The sequence below is a fragment of the Gilvimarinus chinensis DSM 19667 genome (genome assembly GCF_000377745.1).
Lineage (GTDB): Bacteria > Pseudomonadota > Gammaproteobacteria > Pseudomonadales > Cellvibrionaceae > Gilvimarinus > Gilvimarinus chinensis.
The window spans coordinates 305,891-323,137 of sequence record NZ_KB898708.1 but is presented as its reverse complement, the minus strand read 5'-3'; the positions used below and the strand labels follow the sequence as shown (position 1 = coordinate 323,137).

Annotated in this window: 14 protein-coding genes; 13 read left to right on the top strand and 1 reads right to left on the bottom strand. The window is 49.7% G+C overall.

The genetic code is table 11. The features are described from left to right. Window positions 1-23: 23 nt before the first annotated feature. From D568_RS0110925 to D568_RS0110895, 6 genes are all read left to right on the top strand, one after another. A complete protein-coding gene (locus D568_RS0110925) occupies window positions 24-3,077 on the top strand; it encodes an HD domain-containing phosphohydrolase (protein ID WP_169334797.1) in 3,054 nt (1,017 codons plus the stop codon). Between the two features lie 15 nt (window positions 3,078-3,092). Next, window positions 3,093-3,953 (top strand): DMT family transporter, encoded by an 861-nt coding sequence (locus D568_RS0110920; protein ID WP_211211673.1) that lies wholly within the window; start codon window positions 3,093-3,095, stop codon window positions 3,951-3,953. Window positions 3,954-4,160: 207 nt separating this feature from the next. Continuing rightward, window positions 4,161-4,367: a cold-shock protein gene (locus D568_RS0110915; RefSeq protein ID WP_020209639.1), complete on the top strand. Its 207-nt coding sequence runs from the start codon at window positions 4,161-4,163 to the stop codon at window positions 4,365-4,367. 620 nt (window positions 4,368-4,987) lie between these two features. Beyond that, complete coding sequence (locus D568_RS19965; protein WP_020209638.1) at window positions 4,988-6,319, top strand: hypothetical protein; 1,332 nt, start codon at window positions 4,988-4,990, stop codon at window positions 6,317-6,319. Continuing rightward, window positions 6,319-7,266, top strand: coding sequence for a 1-aminocyclopropane-1-carboxylate deaminase/D-cysteine desulfhydrase (locus D568_RS19960; protein WP_020209637.1), 948 nt, complete (start codon window positions 6,319-6,321; stop codon window positions 7,264-7,266). The genes D568_RS19965 and D568_RS19960 overlap by 1 nt, the downstream gene beginning before the upstream one ends. A 9-nt stretch (window positions 7,267-7,275) precedes the next feature. After that, on the top strand, window positions 7,276-8,409 hold the full coding sequence (locus tag D568_RS0110895; protein WP_020209636.1) for a cyclic nucleotide-binding domain-containing protein: 1,134 nt from the start codon (window positions 7,276-7,278) through the stop codon (window positions 8,407-8,409). Here the strand turns inward: D568_RS0110895 and D568_RS0110890 are convergent. Further along, a complete protein-coding gene (locus D568_RS0110890) occupies window positions 8,370-9,323 on the bottom strand; it encodes a DUF1853 family protein (protein ID WP_020209635.1) in 954 nt (317 codons plus the stop codon). The two genes, D568_RS0110895 and D568_RS0110890, sit on opposite strands and share 40 nt — an antisense overlap. A gap of 59 nt (window positions 9,324-9,382) precedes the next feature. Here D568_RS0110890 and D568_RS0110885 point away from each other — a divergent pair, with 59 nt between their 5' ends. From D568_RS0110885 to cysB, 7 genes are all read left to right on the top strand, one after another. Continuing rightward, a complete protein-coding gene (locus tag D568_RS0110885) occupies window positions 9,383-10,282 on the top strand; it encodes an NAD(+) kinase (RefSeq protein ID WP_020209634.1) in 900 nt (299 codons plus the stop codon). After that, complete coding sequence (locus tag D568_RS0110880) at window positions 10,279-11,244, top strand: metallophosphoesterase (protein ID WP_020209633.1); 966 nt, start codon at window positions 10,279-10,281, stop codon at window positions 11,242-11,244. Before D568_RS0110885 ends, D568_RS0110880 begins: the two co-directional genes overlap by 4 nt. A gap of 43 nt (window positions 11,245-11,287) precedes the next feature. Further along, window positions 11,288-12,172: a rhomboid family intramembrane serine protease gene (locus tag D568_RS0110875; RefSeq protein ID WP_020209632.1), complete on the top strand. Its 885-nt coding sequence runs from the start codon at window positions 11,288-11,290 to the stop codon at window positions 12,170-12,172. Further along, complete coding sequence (locus D568_RS0110870) at window positions 12,172-12,438, top strand: YeaC family protein (protein WP_020209631.1); 267 nt, start codon at window positions 12,172-12,174, stop codon at window positions 12,436-12,438. The genes D568_RS0110875 and D568_RS0110870 overlap by 1 nt, the downstream gene beginning before the upstream one ends. Before the next feature lie 16 nt (window positions 12,439-12,454). Further along, window positions 12,455-15,136 (top strand): aminopeptidase N, encoded by a 2,682-nt coding sequence (pepN, locus tag D568_RS0110865; protein ID WP_020209630.1) that lies wholly within the window; start codon window positions 12,455-12,457, stop codon window positions 15,134-15,136. A gap of 9 nt (window positions 15,137-15,145) precedes the next feature. After that, window positions 15,146-16,078 carry a 5'-nucleotidase gene (locus D568_RS0110860; RefSeq protein WP_020209629.1) on the top strand — a complete coding sequence of 311 codons (933 nt, stop codon included), beginning with the start codon at window positions 15,146-15,148 and terminating at the stop codon, window positions 16,076-16,078. 105 nt (window positions 16,079-16,183) lie between these two features. Next, window positions 16,184-17,158 carry an HTH-type transcriptional regulator CysB gene (gene cysB / locus D568_RS0110855; RefSeq protein WP_020209628.1) on the top strand — a complete coding sequence of 325 codons (975 nt, stop codon included), beginning with the start codon at window positions 16,184-16,186 and terminating at the stop codon, window positions 17,156-17,158. Window positions 17,159-17,247 lie beyond the last annotated feature (89 nt).

Below are 17,247 nucleotides of genomic sequence, written 5' to 3'. Positions count from 1 at the left end.
TGACGATGGTGTTTACTGCCGTCGTGTCTATCTCTTTACAACACAACTTTTGCCGTCAAATGGCTCGGGATGCAGCTATAAAACGTTACCAGCGATCCGCTGACAGCATTGGTACTTATATTAAGTCCATTGAATCTCGAGGGGTTCAAATTGCTCGCGTCTTATCCAAATACCCATTGCTCGGCAATTCTGTTAGTGAGGGCAGCGCAACTCGTGAAGTGTTTGCAGAGTTGATGCTTAATAATCCCGTGTTTTACAGCGTGTATTTGGGGTTTGATAATGGCGATTTTTATGGGGTAATTAATTTACAGAGCAGCCACGGGGTTCGTCAGCGATTAAGCGCATTACCTGAAGATCGGTGGGTGGTAAATACGGTGTCAGAAACAGACTCTGGCCGAGTTAGGACGCTTTATTACTATGATGCAGCTTTTAGGCTTCGGCATGTTTATACGGAACCAAGTCGTTACGACTCCACGCAAAGGCCCTGGTACCGGCGAGCAAAAAAAGACGAGGTGGTTTCTTCTCCCCCCTATTTGTTTCAGTTTAATCAGTTAACCGGAAAATCTTTTTCAATTCGCCTGCCACAGAGTAAAGCAGTATTGTCTTTAGATGTAACCTTGCAGTCTTTCTCCGAAGATCTTCTTCATCACAAGGTCAGCGATAAGGAAAAGATTTACTTGTTCAACAGTTCCGGACTTTTGATTGCAAGTAATCAGATCCGGGGAGTTGGGGAGGCTGAATATGTTACTCAGCCCCTTGATTTGAACCATGCTCAGCGTAGCTATATTAAAGAGCTTGGCACTGTTCGTGTGTCAAATGATACTGATTGGCCTCCTTTGGATTTCGCAGTTTCTGGGAGCCCCAGAGGGTATATGGTTGACGTGATGAACATTCTGTCAACCAGTCTTGATTTGAAGTTTGAGCATATTAATGGGTATGCCTGGCCGGAGTTTCTCGCAAACTTTAAGGCAGCAGAGATTGATGTATTACAAGCTGTTCCTAACAGTAAAGACACCGTAAAGCATGGGCCGATTACCCAGCCGATATTAAGTCTGCCTTTCAGTGTGGCTGTCGCTCAAGGTAGCCCTCCCATCAATCATTTACAGGGTCTAGAAGGGAAGACGGTTGCTGTTGTCTCCGATTGGAGTTCAACTCAAAAACTGCAGCAGGTGGTGCCCGGTATTAAGGTGGTCGAGACTGAGACGCCCCTGGCATCCTTAATGGCAGTAGCCAATGGAATGGCGGATGCAACCATTGATTTTTCGGTTGTTTTGGCGTCAGCCGTTCAAGATTACTTTATTCATGATGTTTTTGTTGGAAAGCCTTTCTACCCGGACCCTGACGTTCTATATAGCACGCTTCATATCCAGGTTCGCCCAGAGTATAAAGACTTAATTCCATTGCTCAACTTAGCGCTGGAAAATATTGAACCTCAGGATTGGGAATTGTTAGAGCAAAAGTGGTTGGGCAAGCCCTTGGGGCGTGAATCGGATGTGGTTCCTTATTATGAGCTGTTAAAGGCCGCTCAAGACGAAAGTCTTCAAGGTCAGCTGCAAAAAGTGCCTATTAATGGTGTAAATAAGTTTATATACGTTGAAAACTTGTTTCCCCAGCGCGAAATGGGTGGTTATTTAGGTGTGTTACTACCAGAAGAACAAGTGTTGGGGGAGAGTCGTCAGCAACTGCGAACATCGCTTCTGTTTACTTCTTTTGCTTTGTTATTGTTGTTGCCTCTCGCGTGGTGGTGTTCTTCGCCATTGGTTAGGCCGATACAGGCGTTGAAAGAAAGTAGTGAGCGAATAAAAGCCCGTAAAGGTTATAAGCTTATACCTTCGGCCACCCCCATTAAAGAGCTTCAAGCATTGTCTAAAACGTTTAATTCAATGGCTGAATCTATTGATGCCCACGAGCAGCGACAGCAAGAGTTGTTGGATTCGTTTATTCAGATCATTGCTAATGCTATTGATGAAAAGTCACCATATACCGGTGAGCACTGTGAGCGAGTTCCAGAAATTGGGTTAATGCTCGCCAAAGCCGCACAAGACTCTAACAGCCCTCCTTTTTCTAAATTCAGCTTTAATGAAAATCAATGGAGGGAGTTTCGCATAGCGGCTTGGCTGCATGACTGTGGCAAAATAACCACACCGGAGCACATTGTTGATAAAGGGACTAAGCTGGAGAGCATCTACAATCGTATACACGAAATACGGATGAGGTTTGAAGTGCTTTGGCGAGATGCTCATATCGAGTACCTGGAGAAACTCCGCTTACACCCAGATTCTCATAATGAGCTGGCTCAGGCGTTGCAAAGAAAAAAACACAAGTTGCAACAAGATTTTGCTTATATTGCCTCGGTTAATCAGGGTAGGGAGACATCTGATGCTGATATGAGTGGGAAACTGACTGAATTGAGCCAGGTAACCTGGTTGCGTTATTTCGATAACCGCTTGGGGTTATCTCCGGTAGAGGAGAGGCGGCAGAGTATGGAGGAGCAACTGTTGCCGGTCATTGAGCCGTTGTTGGCGGATAAGCCTGAGCATATTATCCCGCGAGAACGGCTTCCAAGATATCCTCCTCACCTAGGGATTACCATGACGCCACCCGAGCAGCTGTACAATCGCGGTGAAATATATAACCTCAGTATTCGCTATGGGACGCTCACCGCAGAAGATCGTTTTAAAATCAACGAGCATGTAATTGCCACTATTAAAATGCTCGATGGTTTACCGTTTCCCCCTGAGCTGAAAAACGTGCCTCGCTATGCCTCTACGCATCATGAGTCGATGGACGGTGGTGGTTACCCGCGGGGGCTAAGTGCAAAAGATTTATCCATTCCTGAGCGTTTGCTGATGGTGGCAGATATTTTTGAAGCGCTCACAGCTCGTGACCGTCCTTATAAAAAAGCTAAAACTCTTAGCGAAGCGATTTCAATTCTGTCAAAAATGGTTGATAGGGGGCACGTCGATAAAGATGTATTTCATTTGTTGTTGGAAAGCGGCGTGTATTTACAGTACGCTCAACAGTTTCTGCCCGCGTCGCAAATCGATCGGGTAGATGTTGAACAATATCTTCGATAGTTGGTAAATCCTCAATTGAATACTCAATTTTCTCAAGTGTCCCGGGTGGGGCTGGTTGCGCTGGCGATGTTGGCGTTTGCTGGCAACTCATTGCTTTGTCGTTTGGCCTTAGCTTCCGGCGCTGTAGATGCCAATAGCTTTACCCTGATACGACTGTGCAGTGGCGCAGTGATGCTCTATCTGCTGGTGACTTTCAATAGCGCAGGCTCAAGCACCAAGATTCCTACATCGCAGCAGAGTTGGCGAGCGGCTATGGCGTTGTTTGTCTATGCGTTATTGTTTTCCTTGGCTTACGTCAACCTGGGCACTGCAGAGGGAGCCCTTATTCTGTTCGCGGCTGTGCAATTAACATTGCTGGGGTATGCCGTTTTCAGAGGGGGGCGATTATCCTACCGTGAATTAGCCGGTGCTGCGCTGGCGTTTAGTGGGCTTGTTGGTTTGTTGTTACCGGGTGCTTCTCGTCCCTCCTTTGGAGGCTTTGCGTTAATGGCTGGCGCTGGGCTTGCCTGGGCAGTGTTCACCTTGATAGGACGGGCAGGGCAAGCCCCACTTCAGTTGACCGCCCATAGCTTTTATCGCGCTGGTCTCATGTGTTTGGTTTTATTGCCTTTTGTATTGTTTGACCATCAATGGAGTGGATACGGAGTTTTATTGGCTGTGCTGTCCGGTGCAGGCGCTTCAGCTATTGGCTACGCGTTATGGTATTTGGTCTTGCCGAGCCTCAGCGTTACTCAGGCCGCAGCCGTGCAGCTCAGCGTCCCTGTATGGGCTGCGCTGGGGGGAATCGTGTGGCTTGATGAGGCGCTCAGCGTGCAGTTTATTGTGGCGAGTTTGATTATTTTGAGCGGCATTGCACTGACCTTGGTAAAGCGATAAAAAGTGCTCAAAATTTCTCTTTGGGGTCTGTTGACTTGGGTTGTTAGGGGTATATACTCAGATACGCTTGAAAGTATGTCCTATATTTATGCCCAACCTTAGTAACAGTAGTTTCTACAGTTCTGGTCTTTCAGTCATAAGTAATAGCAACACTTTTAGCACCAATCGCCTCATTAGGCTTACTCATTGATTGTAAAGGAATAGACTATGTCTACTGTAACTGGCACTGTTAAGTGGTTTAACGAAGCTAAAGGTTTTGGTTTTATTGAGCAGGAGTCTGGTCCAGACGTTTTCGCTCACTTCAGCGCGATTGTTGGCTCTGGTTTCAAAACCCTGGCCGAAGGTCAAAAAGTTGAATTTACTGTGACTCAAGGTCAAAAAGGCCCTCAGGCTGAGAACATCGTTGTTTTGTAAGTGTTGGGGTCAGTTATTCAGCCAAGCTGAATTGACGACAAAAAAGGCGAGGTTTCTACCTCGCCTTTTTTATGGCTGGAATATGATCGATAGATAATAATATGTCTTGTCTGCACATAGACGCGTGTCGATACTCCCTGTTCCCAGGTGGCTGAGTTGGAATGACACTACAGGTACTGAAACACGTCCTGCAGCTGTCCACTTTCTCGGGTTAGGCCCCGGTTTTTGCTTCTTTCATTTTTTGCATTCATGGCCAATTGAGTAAAATTAGGCCGCTCCGAGCCTAGTTATCACAATACTGTCATATTGCTATGAAATTCTGGGCTTGCGTTCAAGACAACGCTGAAGCTAATGAAATATGACCAGGAGAGACTAATGCAAGATTATTTAGAAGAGCTGTTGGATGTGACATTTGATGACATGGATGATGAAACCGGCGAGGACTACGCGGAAGTGTAGTTCCTTGCGTTATATAACCCACCCCTAAAATCTGAACTGAATCCCACAATTTTATCGACAGCCCCCCTCTATCAAGCAAGTTGCTGATTTATCGACGCCATATCCTTATACTTTTTGTTCGCTAATTACTCATAGAATCATTAAAAGCGCAAGGGGCGGCCATGTCCAGCCAGGATGTCACTGTTGAGGCAATTATTGTCTTTGACGAGGGTAAAATAGATCGGGAGCTTCAGTATCCCGAGTTTGAGGCCATTATGGATGGCTTTGTACCCATTCCCGAGTTCGCTGAGAAGCAAGTGCCAGCTGTATACCTGCGTATTAATTCAGCATTACGAATAACTGCATGTGTATTCTTTGTTGCTGACTTTGAGGCCGGTGGCATGATCGCCAAGCGGTGGAATGTTCCCTTGCAGGCTTTGGCCGATAACGCCGCACGAGGCCCGGATCTTGGTGCGGGGCCTATTGCGCTGGCATGTTACAGTCAATGTCCTATTAGTTGGCAAAAGAGTAAGCTCTGGGACCCGATGATGGAGCCTGGGCGGAACAGTTTTGTATTAATGAAAAAAGCGGTGGCGGCTAACCGCTTGGGGTTGGTTTTTCCTAAGGCTGACAAACCTGTGGAGCCGGAGCATGGGCTTGTTGATCAGCAGCTACGCGAGACTCTTGAGCGAGAATACGCGCGTACAATGCGTACCCGGCTGGCCCACACCTTGCGGGAGCAGCGCCTGCGTATCAACACCTTGAAAAGCCGCATGGCCCTTAAACTGGATGGCCTTAAAAGAGAACATCAAGTCCGTCTTGATGGTTATCAGCAAAGAATTGATCAGGCTGAGGAGGCAGTAAAGCATCTTGATGGGCGAATTCATGAACTCGAGCACGAGCTGGCACTAAAGGATGGAAAGATAGAAGGTTTACGTGAGTATTATGAGCACAAGCTCAAGTCGCTACAACATGACGGTGGCGCTGAAATCGAAGCCTTAGAGGCCGGATTCGCGGAGCAGTTACAAGCCAAGCTTGAGCAATCTCAAGAGCATATGCAACAACTGCTGGATATGCGTGAAATGGAGCTTTTTTATCGCCAGCAACAGGAAGAAGCATTACGTGATGAGCTCGCCGCCTTACAGCGAGAACACGATTCGTTATTGAATCATGGTGCGGCGCAGTTACTCGCACCAATGAAGAAAGCGGGAGTCAGCTTTGTTGTATTTGCGCCAGGGTGTGGTCAATTGACGCTCAGCGCTGAAGAGGTGCCGGGTTATATGGCGGACCCACAATCGTTTGCAGCTCAGAAAAGTGGTTTGAGCTTGCAGTCTTACAGGCAGTGGCTGGATCACTATCATTCCCCTTACTGCACCGCCGTTAACATTGACGGGGAAGAGTGTGGCACAGGTGTAACAAGAGTCATGGCACCTGCCGATTTTCACGACGGGGAAAGTAACCGCTGTGATGTGCACCGGGAGTCTAACCCGACGATCATTGCAGGACAGAGTTAATGGGTAAGTACGAGCCAGAGACTGAGCTGCTGCAGCGTGCATTGCAGGTAAGCTATGACCCACTAGTCCTGCCTAACTGTGCAAAGGCCGGGGTCAAAGTAGTATTGCGTAGGGACGATTTAATCGACCCTTACTGCAGTGGCAATAAGTTTTATAAGCTCTTTTATAACCTTTTAAACGCCAAACAACTCGGGGCAAAGCGGTTGACCACTGCCGGTGGCGCTTGGTCCAACCATATTTATGCCGTGGCACTGGCTGCGCGTAAAATCGGGCTGCCTTGCCGAGGCCTTATTCGAGGCGAAAGGCCGAGAGTCTTGAGCCCAACGCTGCTTGATGCCAGCAGGGCGGGTATGCAACTGGAGTTTATCAGTCGAGCCAATTATCGTCAGAGCGCTGTATTTGGCCCTGCAGACTTACCGGAAGAAGATTACTTTATTCCAGAGGGGGGAGCTAATAGCGCAGGAGAGCGAGGTGCTGCCGTACTCGGTCAGGCCATCGCAGCCACTGTGCCTACGAGTAAAAACTCCTACGTCTGTATGGCGGTGGGTACAGGAGGCACGTTAAAAGGTGTCGTAAGCGCTTTACCCGCCTCGGTGACCGCCATCGGCATCAGTGTGTTGAAAGACAACTCAGGTTCAAGCGCTATAGGCTCGAGTATGTGTGAAGGGCGCTGGCGTTTGCTGTGGGGGTTTGCAGCAGGGGGGTACGCAAGGCGGCTACCCACTTATTTGCTTGAGTTTTGGAAAAGGTTTGAACTCTCTCACGCCATAGCATTAGACCCTGTGTATACCCTCAAAGCACTCTACGCGGTCGATAACTTGGCGGCTCGGGGTTACTGGCCTGCGGGCTCGCAAGTCGTGGTCATTCATTCAGGAGGCTTACAGGGGCGTCGAGGTTTCAGATCGCAAATTGATTGGCCAGAACCATCTTTTTCTCATTGTTTTTGAGTGCTTACCATGGAGCAAATGTTAAAACAGGCAGAGCAAAACGTGTTACTAGACCTGCAACAGACCAAGTCTTTTGTGCCGCTTAAAGATATGGGTAGCGAGCACCTGCAGGTGTTATTAAGCACTGCGAAGACTGAGTATTTATACCCTGGTCAGGTGCTGTTTAACCGCGGGTCGGTTGACGAATGTCACTTGTATTTACTCTATGGCGACCTCTTGCTCGAAGATAGTGAGGGGCGTGAAGCCTTGCTGAAAGGTCGCTCAGAAGTAATGCCACTGGCCCACCATCGACCACGCCGTTTTCAGGCAACAGCAGCTACTGATTGTGCCATTTTACGTTTGCGCAGTGATGAGCTGGATAAACTACTGACCTGGAGTCAGGTGGCTGATTATTTACACAGTGTGATCGCTCGGGACCGTGACATGGACGAAGATGTCCAGTGGATGATGCAGGTGCTGCGGTCAAATTTATTTTATAAAGTCCCCCCCCTGAATGTCGAAGAAATTTTCACCGAAATGCAGGCCCAGTCTGTACACGCCGATGAAGTAATTGTACGACAGGGTGAAATTGGGGATCGCTGCTATTTCATCAAAGAAGGGCGTGCCGAGGTAACCCGTCAGGGTGCCACAGGCATTGAGCAAGTGGCGGTGATTGAGCCGGGGCGCTGTTTTGGTGAAGACGCTTTAGTTAATGACGCACCGCGTAACGCCAACGTTCGAATGCTGACGGATGGTGTTTTAATGTGTTTACCCAAACAGGCTTTTTATCGTTTGTTGCGAAGCCCGCAAGTGCCCTCCACGACATTAGCGGTCATGCCGAACCGAGATCTCACTCGATCAAGTATTGTCGATGTCCGCTCTGACGAAGAGTATGCGCTGGGACATTTGCCTGGTGCGGTGAATATTCCACTGCACTTACTGGGCATTAAGTCGCGCTTAATGCGCCTGGGGGTAGATTATATTTGTTATTGTGATACTGGTCGACGCAGTGGGGCGGCCACACACTTGCTGCGTGAACAAGGTTTTAATGTGACCGTGTTGGCCGATTGCGACGAGCTATTTAACCGTGCGGATTTTGATCGCCATTTGGAAACTGAAAAAAATTACGTGTTAAAAGAGGGGCTGGCCGTACCTGGCCAATGATTGGGCACCACAAAAAAGCGCTCCTGTTCTCGCCACACGCCTTTGTCTAAACGCAATTTAGCCACCATTTTGGGTCTTCCCTGGCGGTTCAGCTGGGCGGTGAGGGCCTTTATTAGCTGCGAGCACCCCAGCGGGCGTACCGCGTGGTGGTGAACAATCGGTGCCAGCCAATGGTTACGCGGTACTATGCAGTAATTTGCCGTTAAGGTATTGGTCAGGCTGCCGACTAAACGGTTTAGGTGATACCAGTAGCCTTGCACCGCCTCGGGATTAACCCCTGGTGGCAGGGTCCATTCTGCGGCTCTTGGAGCGAACAAATACCCTTTTAATAAGAACTGTGTGCCGGTTACCGGTCTGGCGGCTGCTTTTAATGTGGTCAATCCTTCGGGGGTATTCGATAAGTTCAGTTGATGCATTCTTAAATGGTTGATTTTGTTCGCTAGATTATCGCTGGTGTTTGGCCCTAGCCAATGATCTGCACATTGCAGGTGATTACCCACCCCCAAGTAAAACTTCAGCGCAGCTTCGATATGCCACACATGGGCATCACGTTTTACGATAAAGTCGTAAGCACCCAAGGTTTTTCCATCACGATTAACTTGTAGATTATGGGCCAGAAGTGTCTCTTTCGTGCTGAGGTGTAACCAGTAAAAACGCCACAATGTTTCAAAATAAACGCCCAGCCGGGTACTGGTTACTTGGGCGATAAAATTCAGCAGGGGAGCAGGTTCGTGATCAAGCGCTAGAAGCCTTTGCTTGGTTTTGTCGTCTAACAGGGCCTGATAGCAAACGGAGGGGTGCTTTAAGCTTGTTATCATCGGTGGGCCAAAACACGCGTAGGCAAGATCACGCACCTCCCGGCAACGTAAATTTTGTAACAGTGTGCGTAAAGCTGCTTCGTTGTTTGAGGTCATTGGCGTATACGTGGTGGTTAGGCATAATAGCTGCCTATTAAATGTATAAGAGGGCAATCATGACACAATTTGCCAACGTCGGCCTGATAGGCAGGCTTGATAACGAGCGAGCCAAGTACAGTGTCGACAGGTTGATTGATTTTCTCACCTCGCGGCACTTAAATGTGGTCATCGAAGCGCGTAGCGCCGAGATTATCGACGCCGCCAAGCGCTACCCGAACATCACCATTGCGACTATGGATAAGCTGGGCACCGGCTGCGATCTGGCAATTGTGATTGGCGGTGATGGCAGTTTGCTGAGTGGGGCTCGGGATCTGGTGCAATACAATGTACCGCTACTTGGTGTTAACCGCGGTCGACTTGGGTTCTTAACGGATATTGTGCCTGAGGATATTGAACAAAAGGTAGCGGAAGTTCTGGCAGGAGAATTCAGCAGCGAAAGCCGGTTTTTGCTGGATATGAGTGTAGAGCGTAACGGTGAAATTATCTGCACGGGCGATGCGCTCAATGATGTTGTGCTGCACCCGGGCGAATTTATCCGAATGTTAGAGTTTGAGCTGTATGTGGACGATCACTTTGTTACCTCGCAGCGTTCAGATGGCATGATTGTCTCTACCCCCACTGGATCTACGGCCTACGCCCTGAGCGGTGGTGGCCCAATTATGCATCCGAAACTGGACGCATTGGTGTTAGTCCCCATGAATCCACACACCTTGAGCAGTCGCCCCATGGTGGTTGCCGGTGATAGTGTGGTACGAATCCTGGTTGGTGATGGCAACAGTGCGGTACCGCAGGTGACGTGCGATGGCCAAACCCATGACTCTGTGCGCGGTGGTGATCAAATCATCATTCGCAAGAAGCCCCAGCGGTTACAGCTTATCCACCCGTTAAATCATAATTTCTATGAACGCTGCCGCTCCAAGCTCGGTTGGGGAGGGCATCTGTTGGACAAATCATGACGCTACAGGTGCAGTATAACCTCGATCATGATGCCGCTCGGCTTGACGTAATTGGTGATATACACGGTTGTGCGCTCACACTAGAGCGGCTGCTTATAAAGCTTGGCTACAGTAAACGCCGCGGCGTATACAGTCATCCGAGCCGCAAAATCGTGTTTGTGGGGGATATTGTCGATCGGGGGCCACGAATCCGACAAGCACTTGCGTTAGTTCGGGAAATGGTTGAAGCGGGCACCGCTTATCTGATTCTCGGTAACCATGAGGTGCACGCTTATTGTTATTGCACTGCACACCCCTCTGCGCCGGGAAATTATTTACGTCCACACACCCCCCGCAATACCGCAATCGTGGCTGAAACACTGGAGCAATTTGCTAACTACAACGATGAGTGGTCCGATTATTTACGCTGGATGGCTCGGCTTCCTTTATATTTAGCCAATGAGCAGATGCGAGTGGTACATGCCTGCTGGGATGCTGCAATCATTGAGGGGCGGGGCAGTGATACTGTTTCACCCTCCCAGTGGGTGGCGATGGCTGACCCCGGAAGTGACGATGCTCAGGCAATCAAAAGACTGACCTCGGGAATCGACTTACCTTTGCCCAATAACACCAGCATGCTGTCCGCTGACGGCTATAGACGCACTCGTTTTCGCGCCCGGTTTTGGCCCCCTGTACCGGAACACTATAACGATTTGGCTTTTCAGCCAGATCCGCTGCCTCCAGAAATTGGCAGCTTGCCGCTTGATCCCAAGCTGCTAGAGCGCTTGGTGGTGTATGATAGCGCCGAGCCTCCACTGTTTTTAGGCCACTACTGGCTGAGCGGCACTCCTGAGCCTGTAGCCAGTAATATTGCCTGCCTGGATTATGGTGCGGTGCGCTTTGGCCGTTTGGCGGCGTATCGGCATGATGGTAAACAAACCGTAAACCCTGATAATTATGTATGGGTGTACGTTGACCCTTAGAATGCCACACTTAATGACCGCGATATTTGATTCTGGAGCCTGAGTGTCCTGGAGTAACGTTAAACAGTTTCCACTGCAGCAAAATTTAGCCCCCCTGACTTTAGCCCTGCGCGAGCGTGGTATTCCACACCGAATCGTCGAACTTTCGGGTAGGCAGGTGCTCCAGGTGCCAGAGGCGACCTTGGCGGAGCCGGTGGGGGACTTCGTCGAGGCCTGGCAAGATGGTCGGGTTACTGCGATCCCGCAAGAAAGTGCTAGTGTAAACACCCGTGATCAGTCCCGTGAAGCTTTGCGGCGAAGTGTGTACCGCTCGCCCGTCACGTTTGTGTTAATCCTGGCGAGCATCTTTGGTTTTGCGTGTATCGAATTTGCACCATTGCGATCCTGGGCGGCCCAGCTGACATTCGTGCCTGTTATGCCAGCCCCCCAGGGTTTGGTGCTGGGTACTTTGCAAGACACTTTGCAGCAAGCCGACTACTGGCGGCTACTGACGCCAGCCTTTTTGCACTTTTCGATCTTCCATATTGTCTTTAATGCCTTATGGACCTGGGAGTTAGGCCGACGCCTTGAGTGGAGCATGGGTTTGGGGCTCTACCTCGTATTTTTCGGGGTTACCGCCATAGCCAGCAATGTTGCACAGTATTTTTGGCCAGGCCCTGTCACGCTTTTCGGGGGCATGTCTGGTGTTATCTACGCAATGGTTGGTTACATAGGTGTGTGCCAATGGTTAAAGCCCGAGCCGGTGCTCGCGGTACCCAAGGGTATTTTGATTTTTATGCTCGCCTGGCTTGGTATTTGTATGCTGGGTGTGGTGGACTTTTTTATGGCGGGGGGCGTTGCCAACGGCGCCCACCTTGGCGGACTTTTAAGCGGTGTGCTATTCGCTTTGGGCAAGCTCGCAGTAGCTAAAAAATCTGAGATAAAGTGATGAGTGATTTTAAACAAGTGTTATCTAGCCTGACCCCTGAAATTTACACCAATATGAAGCGCGCCATAGAGCTGGGCAAATGGCCCGATGGCCGCGTATTAACTGCTGAGCAGCGTGAGTTGTGTATGCAGGCGGTCATCGCCTATGAACACGACAACCTGCCGGCCGAGCAGCACACTGGGTATATTCCGCCCAAACCCCACAGTCACTGCGGTGAAGCTGGAGACAATGACCCCAATACAGAAACGCCACTGAAGTGGCAGTGAGGTAGCTGGAATGACTATGCCTGAATCTTTGCATCAGCCAAACACCGTCTATTTAAAGGATTATCAACCTCCGACCTACACCATTGAAAAAACCTACCTGGATGTGGCGATTCATAAAGGTGAAACGTTTGTTGATTCTACCCTTAACTTGGTTTGCCGTGACAGTGATGCCCCTCGGGAGCTTGCTCTGGCTGGCGAACAGTTGGAGTTGGTATCCATCGCCGTAGATGGCGAGCCCCTAGATAAAGCCCAATACCGTCTGGAGGCGGGGGCTTTGGTGCTGCTAAACCCGAAGCTGAGCTTCCAGCTGCAAACGGTGGTTCGCATTGAGCCTGAAAAAAACTCCTCGTTAGAGGGGCTGTATCGTTCGCGTACCATTTACTGTACTCAATGTGAGGCCGAAGGTTTTCGCAAAATTACCTACTACCTGGATCGCCCCGATGTCATGAGCGATTTCACCACGCGCATCAGCGCTTCGAAAGCAGAGTGCCCCTTACTGCTTTCAAACGGCAACTTACTGGAGAGTGGCGACCTTGAGAATGGTCGTCATTTTGCGTTGTGGCATGATCCACACAAAAAGCCCTGTTATTTATTTGCCTTGGTGGCAGGGGATTTAAGTGTCGTTGAGGACTCTTTTGTCACCGCTAGTGGGCGTAATGTCGAGCTGAAAATCTTTGTTGAAGAAAAAGATTTGGATAAATGCGCCCACGCCATGAACTCACTCAAAAGCGCCATGCGCTGGGATGAGAAGGTGTACGGTCGTGAGTATGATCTCGACATCTTTATGATTGTCGCAGTTGACGATTTCAATATGGGCGCAATGGAAAACAAAGGTCTGAATATCTTCAATACCTCCTGCGTTCTGGCCAAGCCTGAAACCACAACGGACGCGGGCTTTCAGCGCGTGGAAGGTGTGGTTGCACACGAATACTTTCACAACTGGTCGGGTAATCGTGTCACTTGTCGCGATTGGTTTCAATTAAGCTTAAAAGAGGGCTTTACCGTTTATCGTGATGCCGAGTTCTCCGCCGATATGGGTTCACCAACGGTAAAACGAGTTGAAGATGTAACGCTTCTGCGAACACATCAATTCGCGGAAGATGCAGGGCCTATGGCCCATCCGATTCGGCCAGCCAGCTACATGGAAATATCCAATTTCTATACGCTAACCGTTTATGAAAAAGGTTGCGAAGTGGTGCGAATGCTGGCGAATTTATTAGGGCCAGAACTCTTTCGCAAGGGTACCGATTTGTATTTTGAGCGCCACGATGGACAGGCCGTTACTACGGAGGATTTTGTTCAGGCATTGGCAGACGCTTCTGACCGGGATTTCAGCCTCTTCCAGAATTGGTACAACCAGGCAGGTACGCCAGAGCTGACGGTGACAGATCATTACGACGAGAATAGCCGTCAGTACACACTTACCATAAAACAATTCACACCACCGACCCCCGAATGCACTGATAAGCAGCCATTTCATATCCCGGTTGCCATGGGATTGCTGGGTGAAGCGGGTGAGCTTGCCCTGAATCTTGAGGGAAATACACCAGAGGATCTACCTTCGGATAATACTCACATGGTGCTGGAGTTAACCGAGGCGGAACAGACGTTTGTCTTTACGAATGTCCCTGAAAGGCCCGTTCCATCGCTTCTGCGAGGGTTTTCCGCACCGGTCAAACTCAAGTACGAATACAGCCGGGATGATTTAGTCAAGCTCAGCTTGCACGACAGTGACGGTTTTAACCGTTATGAAGCCTGCCAGAAATTAGCTATGGCGGTGATCGATGACGCTCTGCACGCTTATACCTGTGACGAGTTAGAGCACTTTACTCCCGATGCGCGATTGTTACAGGTGTACCGCAGCTTGCTTCTTGAGTCAGAGCTGGATCAGGCCATGCTCGCGTATATGCTGATTCTGCCAAGTGAGGGCTATATTGCCGAGCAGCAAGACGTCATAGACCCCATTGCTATCCATGAAGCAAGGCGTGTGGTGGCGGCTGCGATTGCCAGTGCGCTGCGAAGTCAATTTCAGAGATTGGCTGAATCCTTTGATCCTGCACAGGAATACAAACCCGTGGCTCGGGACATCGCCGCGCGGCTTATACGCAATACCGCGCTGGATTACCTGATGATCAAGCCGAGCGAAAGCAACACCAATACGTGTTTAGCGCAGCTCAACCAGGCAAATAATATGACCGATGAACTGGCCGCGCTCACAGCTTTGGTGAATTGTGATGCTCCGGCCGTGAAAGCGCTGGCAGAAAAACAGCTGGAGGCGTTCTATCAAAAATGGCACCACGAGCCGTTGGTTATTAATAGCTGGCTGGCCTTGCAGGCACGTAATGCTAGGCCCGGAGGGTTAGAGCGGACCAAGGCATTGCTAGATCACCCGGCCTATGATGCCAGCAACCCAAATAAAATTCGCTCCGTGATTGGTGTATTCAGCAACGCTAACCCCGTTAACTTTCACGGCGGAACGGCTCAGGATTCAGCGGCCGGCTATAAATTTCTCGCTGACCAGGTCATTGCGTTGGATCGCAAAAACCCGCAAATTGCAGCTCGCTTGCTGACTCCGTTGACCCGTTGGCGTCGATATGCCGAGTCGCGGGGGCAGGCCATGTATCAAGAATTACTGCGTATTAACGAAACGGCGGGCTTATCCCCCGACTGCAGTGAAATTGTAACCAAGAGTCTTTAAGGGGCTGGCATGGCAAGTGGATTTGGTGACAAGCTGGTGATTGCTATATCTTCTCGGGCGCTGTTTAACCTTGATGACAGTCATCGGGTTTATACCGAGCGGGGGCTTGAGGCTTATGCACAGTATCAAATTGAGCATGAAGAAGAGCCCCTTGAGCCCGGCGATGCGTTTCCGATGGTAAAAAAGCTGCTAAGCCTCAATGACAGCGAACAGGGTGACCCTCGGGTGGAAATCATCCTCCTATCACGCAACAGTGCTGATACGGGGCTTCGTGTATTTAATTCCATCGAACACTACGGGCTTGCCATAACTCGCGCTGCATTCTGTGGCGGCCAGAGTCCGTATCGCTACGCCAGTGCGTTTGGTTGCCATTTGTTCTTGTCGACAGAAGCATCAGACGTGCGCGACGCCCTTGATCATGGCATAGCAGCCGCAACATTGGTTGCGCCCAAAACCCGCAATTACAATGACAATGAGTTACGGTTTGCGTTTGATGGGGACGCGGTGCTGTTTTCCGACGAAGCCGAACAAATTTTCAAGCGTCAGGGGCTGACAGCGTTTACCCAAAGCGAAAAGGCCGCCGCCAAAACCCCGCTTCCCGGTGGGCCGTTCAAACCATTTCTGGATGCTTTGCATAAGTTACAGGTCGAGTTTGGTGATGCAGAGAACTGCCCAATACGGACGGCTTTGGTGACGGCACGCTCGGCGCCCGCTCATGAAAGGGTGATTCTCACGCTCAGAGCCTGGAAAATACGTATCGACGAATCGCTTTTTTTAGGGGGGCTGCCTAAAGGTGCTTTTCTCAAAGCCTATGGTGCTGATGTGTTTTTTGATGATCAGGAAGCTCATATTGAGTCTGCCAGCGAACATGTGGCGAGCGGCCACGTACCCCATGGGGTGGCAAATTCACCAGAATTTAAACCTAAAGCAAAGAAAAATTAAGCAGAGTTTTATAAATTTGGTAGATATATGAAATTCAGCTATTCTTGCTCTGAATAATCAACTATATTTTTATAACACGAAATACAAGGGCCATTTGGAGGGCTTATGAAGCTGCAACAACTCCGGTATATATGGGAGGTGGCACACCACGATCTCAATGTATCCGCGACGGCGCAGAGCTTATACACATCACAGCCGGGCATCAGTAAACAGATTCGCCTCTTGGAAGATGAGCTGGGTGTAGAGATCTTTTCCCGTAGTGGTAAACACCTGACGCGGATAACGCCCGCAGGCGAAGCCATTCTGAAAACCGCTGGCGAAATTCTGCGCAAAGTCGAAAGCATTAAGCAAGTTGCCCAGGAGTTCAGTAACGAGCGCAAAGGCAGCTTGTCCATCGCGACCACCCACACCCAGGCACGGTACGCATTGCCCAGGGTAATAGAGGGTTTTATTGAGCAATACCCAGAGGTTTCGTTACACATGCATCAGGGTACACCGATGCAAATTTCCGAAATGGCGGCAGATGGCACGGTTGACTTTGCTATAGCCACCGAAGCGCTCGAACTCTTCAGCGACTTGGTGATGATGCCTTGCTACCGCTGGAACCGTTGTATTGTGGTGCCCAAAAATCACCCTCTGGCTAACCTGCACGAACTGAGTTTAGAAGAGGTTGCCAAGCATCCGATTGTCACTTATGTGTTTGGCTTTACCGGTCGCTCTAAGTTGGATGAGGCCTTTATTAGCAAAGGGTTAGCGCCCAAAGTTGTGTTTACCGCTGCCGATGCTGATGTGATCAAAACTTATGTTCGCCTGGGCTTAGGCATTGGTATCATTGCGCACATGGCTTTCGACGAAGAGGCAGATAGCGATCTGGTGGCACTGGACGCCAGCCATCTGTTTGAAACCAGTATTACTAAGATTGGTTTCCGTCGCGGTACCTTCCTGAGGGGGTTTATGTATGATTTTATACAGCAGTTTGCCCCTCATCTGACGCGTGATGTCATTGATCAGGCGTATGCCTGCCATTCAAAAGTAGAGCTTGAAGAACTCTTTTCGGATATTCCGCTACCGTCTTATTAAGTTGTCTGCCAACTGCGTAGCCTAACAGCCAGCCTTAGCGCTGGCTGTTTTCGTCTGCCTCCAGTGATCTATACTTTCCCTAGCATCGA

What these genes read in the sequence shown, in the direction of transcription:
- cysB (WP_020209628.1), top strand. Translation starts at nt 16,184, where the DNA reads ATGAAGCTGCAACAACTCCGGTATATATGGGAGGTGGCACACCACGAT.
- D568_RS0110880 (WP_020209633.1), top strand. Translation starts at nt 10,279, where the DNA reads ATGACGCTACAGGTGCAGTATAACCTCGATCATGATGCCGCTCGGCTT.
- D568_RS0110885 (WP_020209634.1), top strand. Translation starts at nt 9,383, where the DNA reads ATGACACAATTTGCCAACGTCGGCCTGATAGGCAGGCTTGATAACGAG.
- D568_RS0110870 (WP_020209631.1), top strand. Translation starts at nt 12,172, where the DNA reads ATGAGTGATTTTAAACAAGTGTTATCTAGCCTGACCCCTGAAATTTAC.
- D568_RS0110915 (WP_020209639.1), top strand. Translation starts at nt 4,161, where the DNA reads ATGTCTACTGTAACTGGCACTGTTAAGTGGTTTAACGAAGCTAAAGGT.
- D568_RS0110890 (WP_020209635.1), bottom strand. Translation starts at nt 9,323, where the DNA reads ATGACCTCAAACAACGAAGCAGCTTTACGCACACTGTTACAAAATTTA.
- pepN (WP_020209630.1), top strand. Translation starts at nt 12,455, where the DNA reads ATGCCTGAATCTTTGCATCAGCCAAACACCGTCTATTTAAAGGATTAT.
- D568_RS19965 (WP_020209638.1), top strand. Translation starts at nt 4,988, where the DNA reads ATGTCCAGCCAGGATGTCACTGTTGAGGCAATTATTGTCTTTGACGAG.
- D568_RS0110895 (WP_020209636.1), top strand. Translation starts at nt 7,276, where the DNA reads ATGGAGCAAATGTTAAAACAGGCAGAGCAAAACGTGTTACTAGACCTG.
- D568_RS0110860 (WP_020209629.1), top strand. Translation starts at nt 15,146, where the DNA reads ATGGCAAGTGGATTTGGTGACAAGCTGGTGATTGCTATATCTTCTCGG.
- D568_RS19960 (WP_020209637.1), top strand. Translation starts at nt 6,319, where the DNA reads ATGGGTAAGTACGAGCCAGAGACTGAGCTGCTGCAGCGTGCATTGCAG.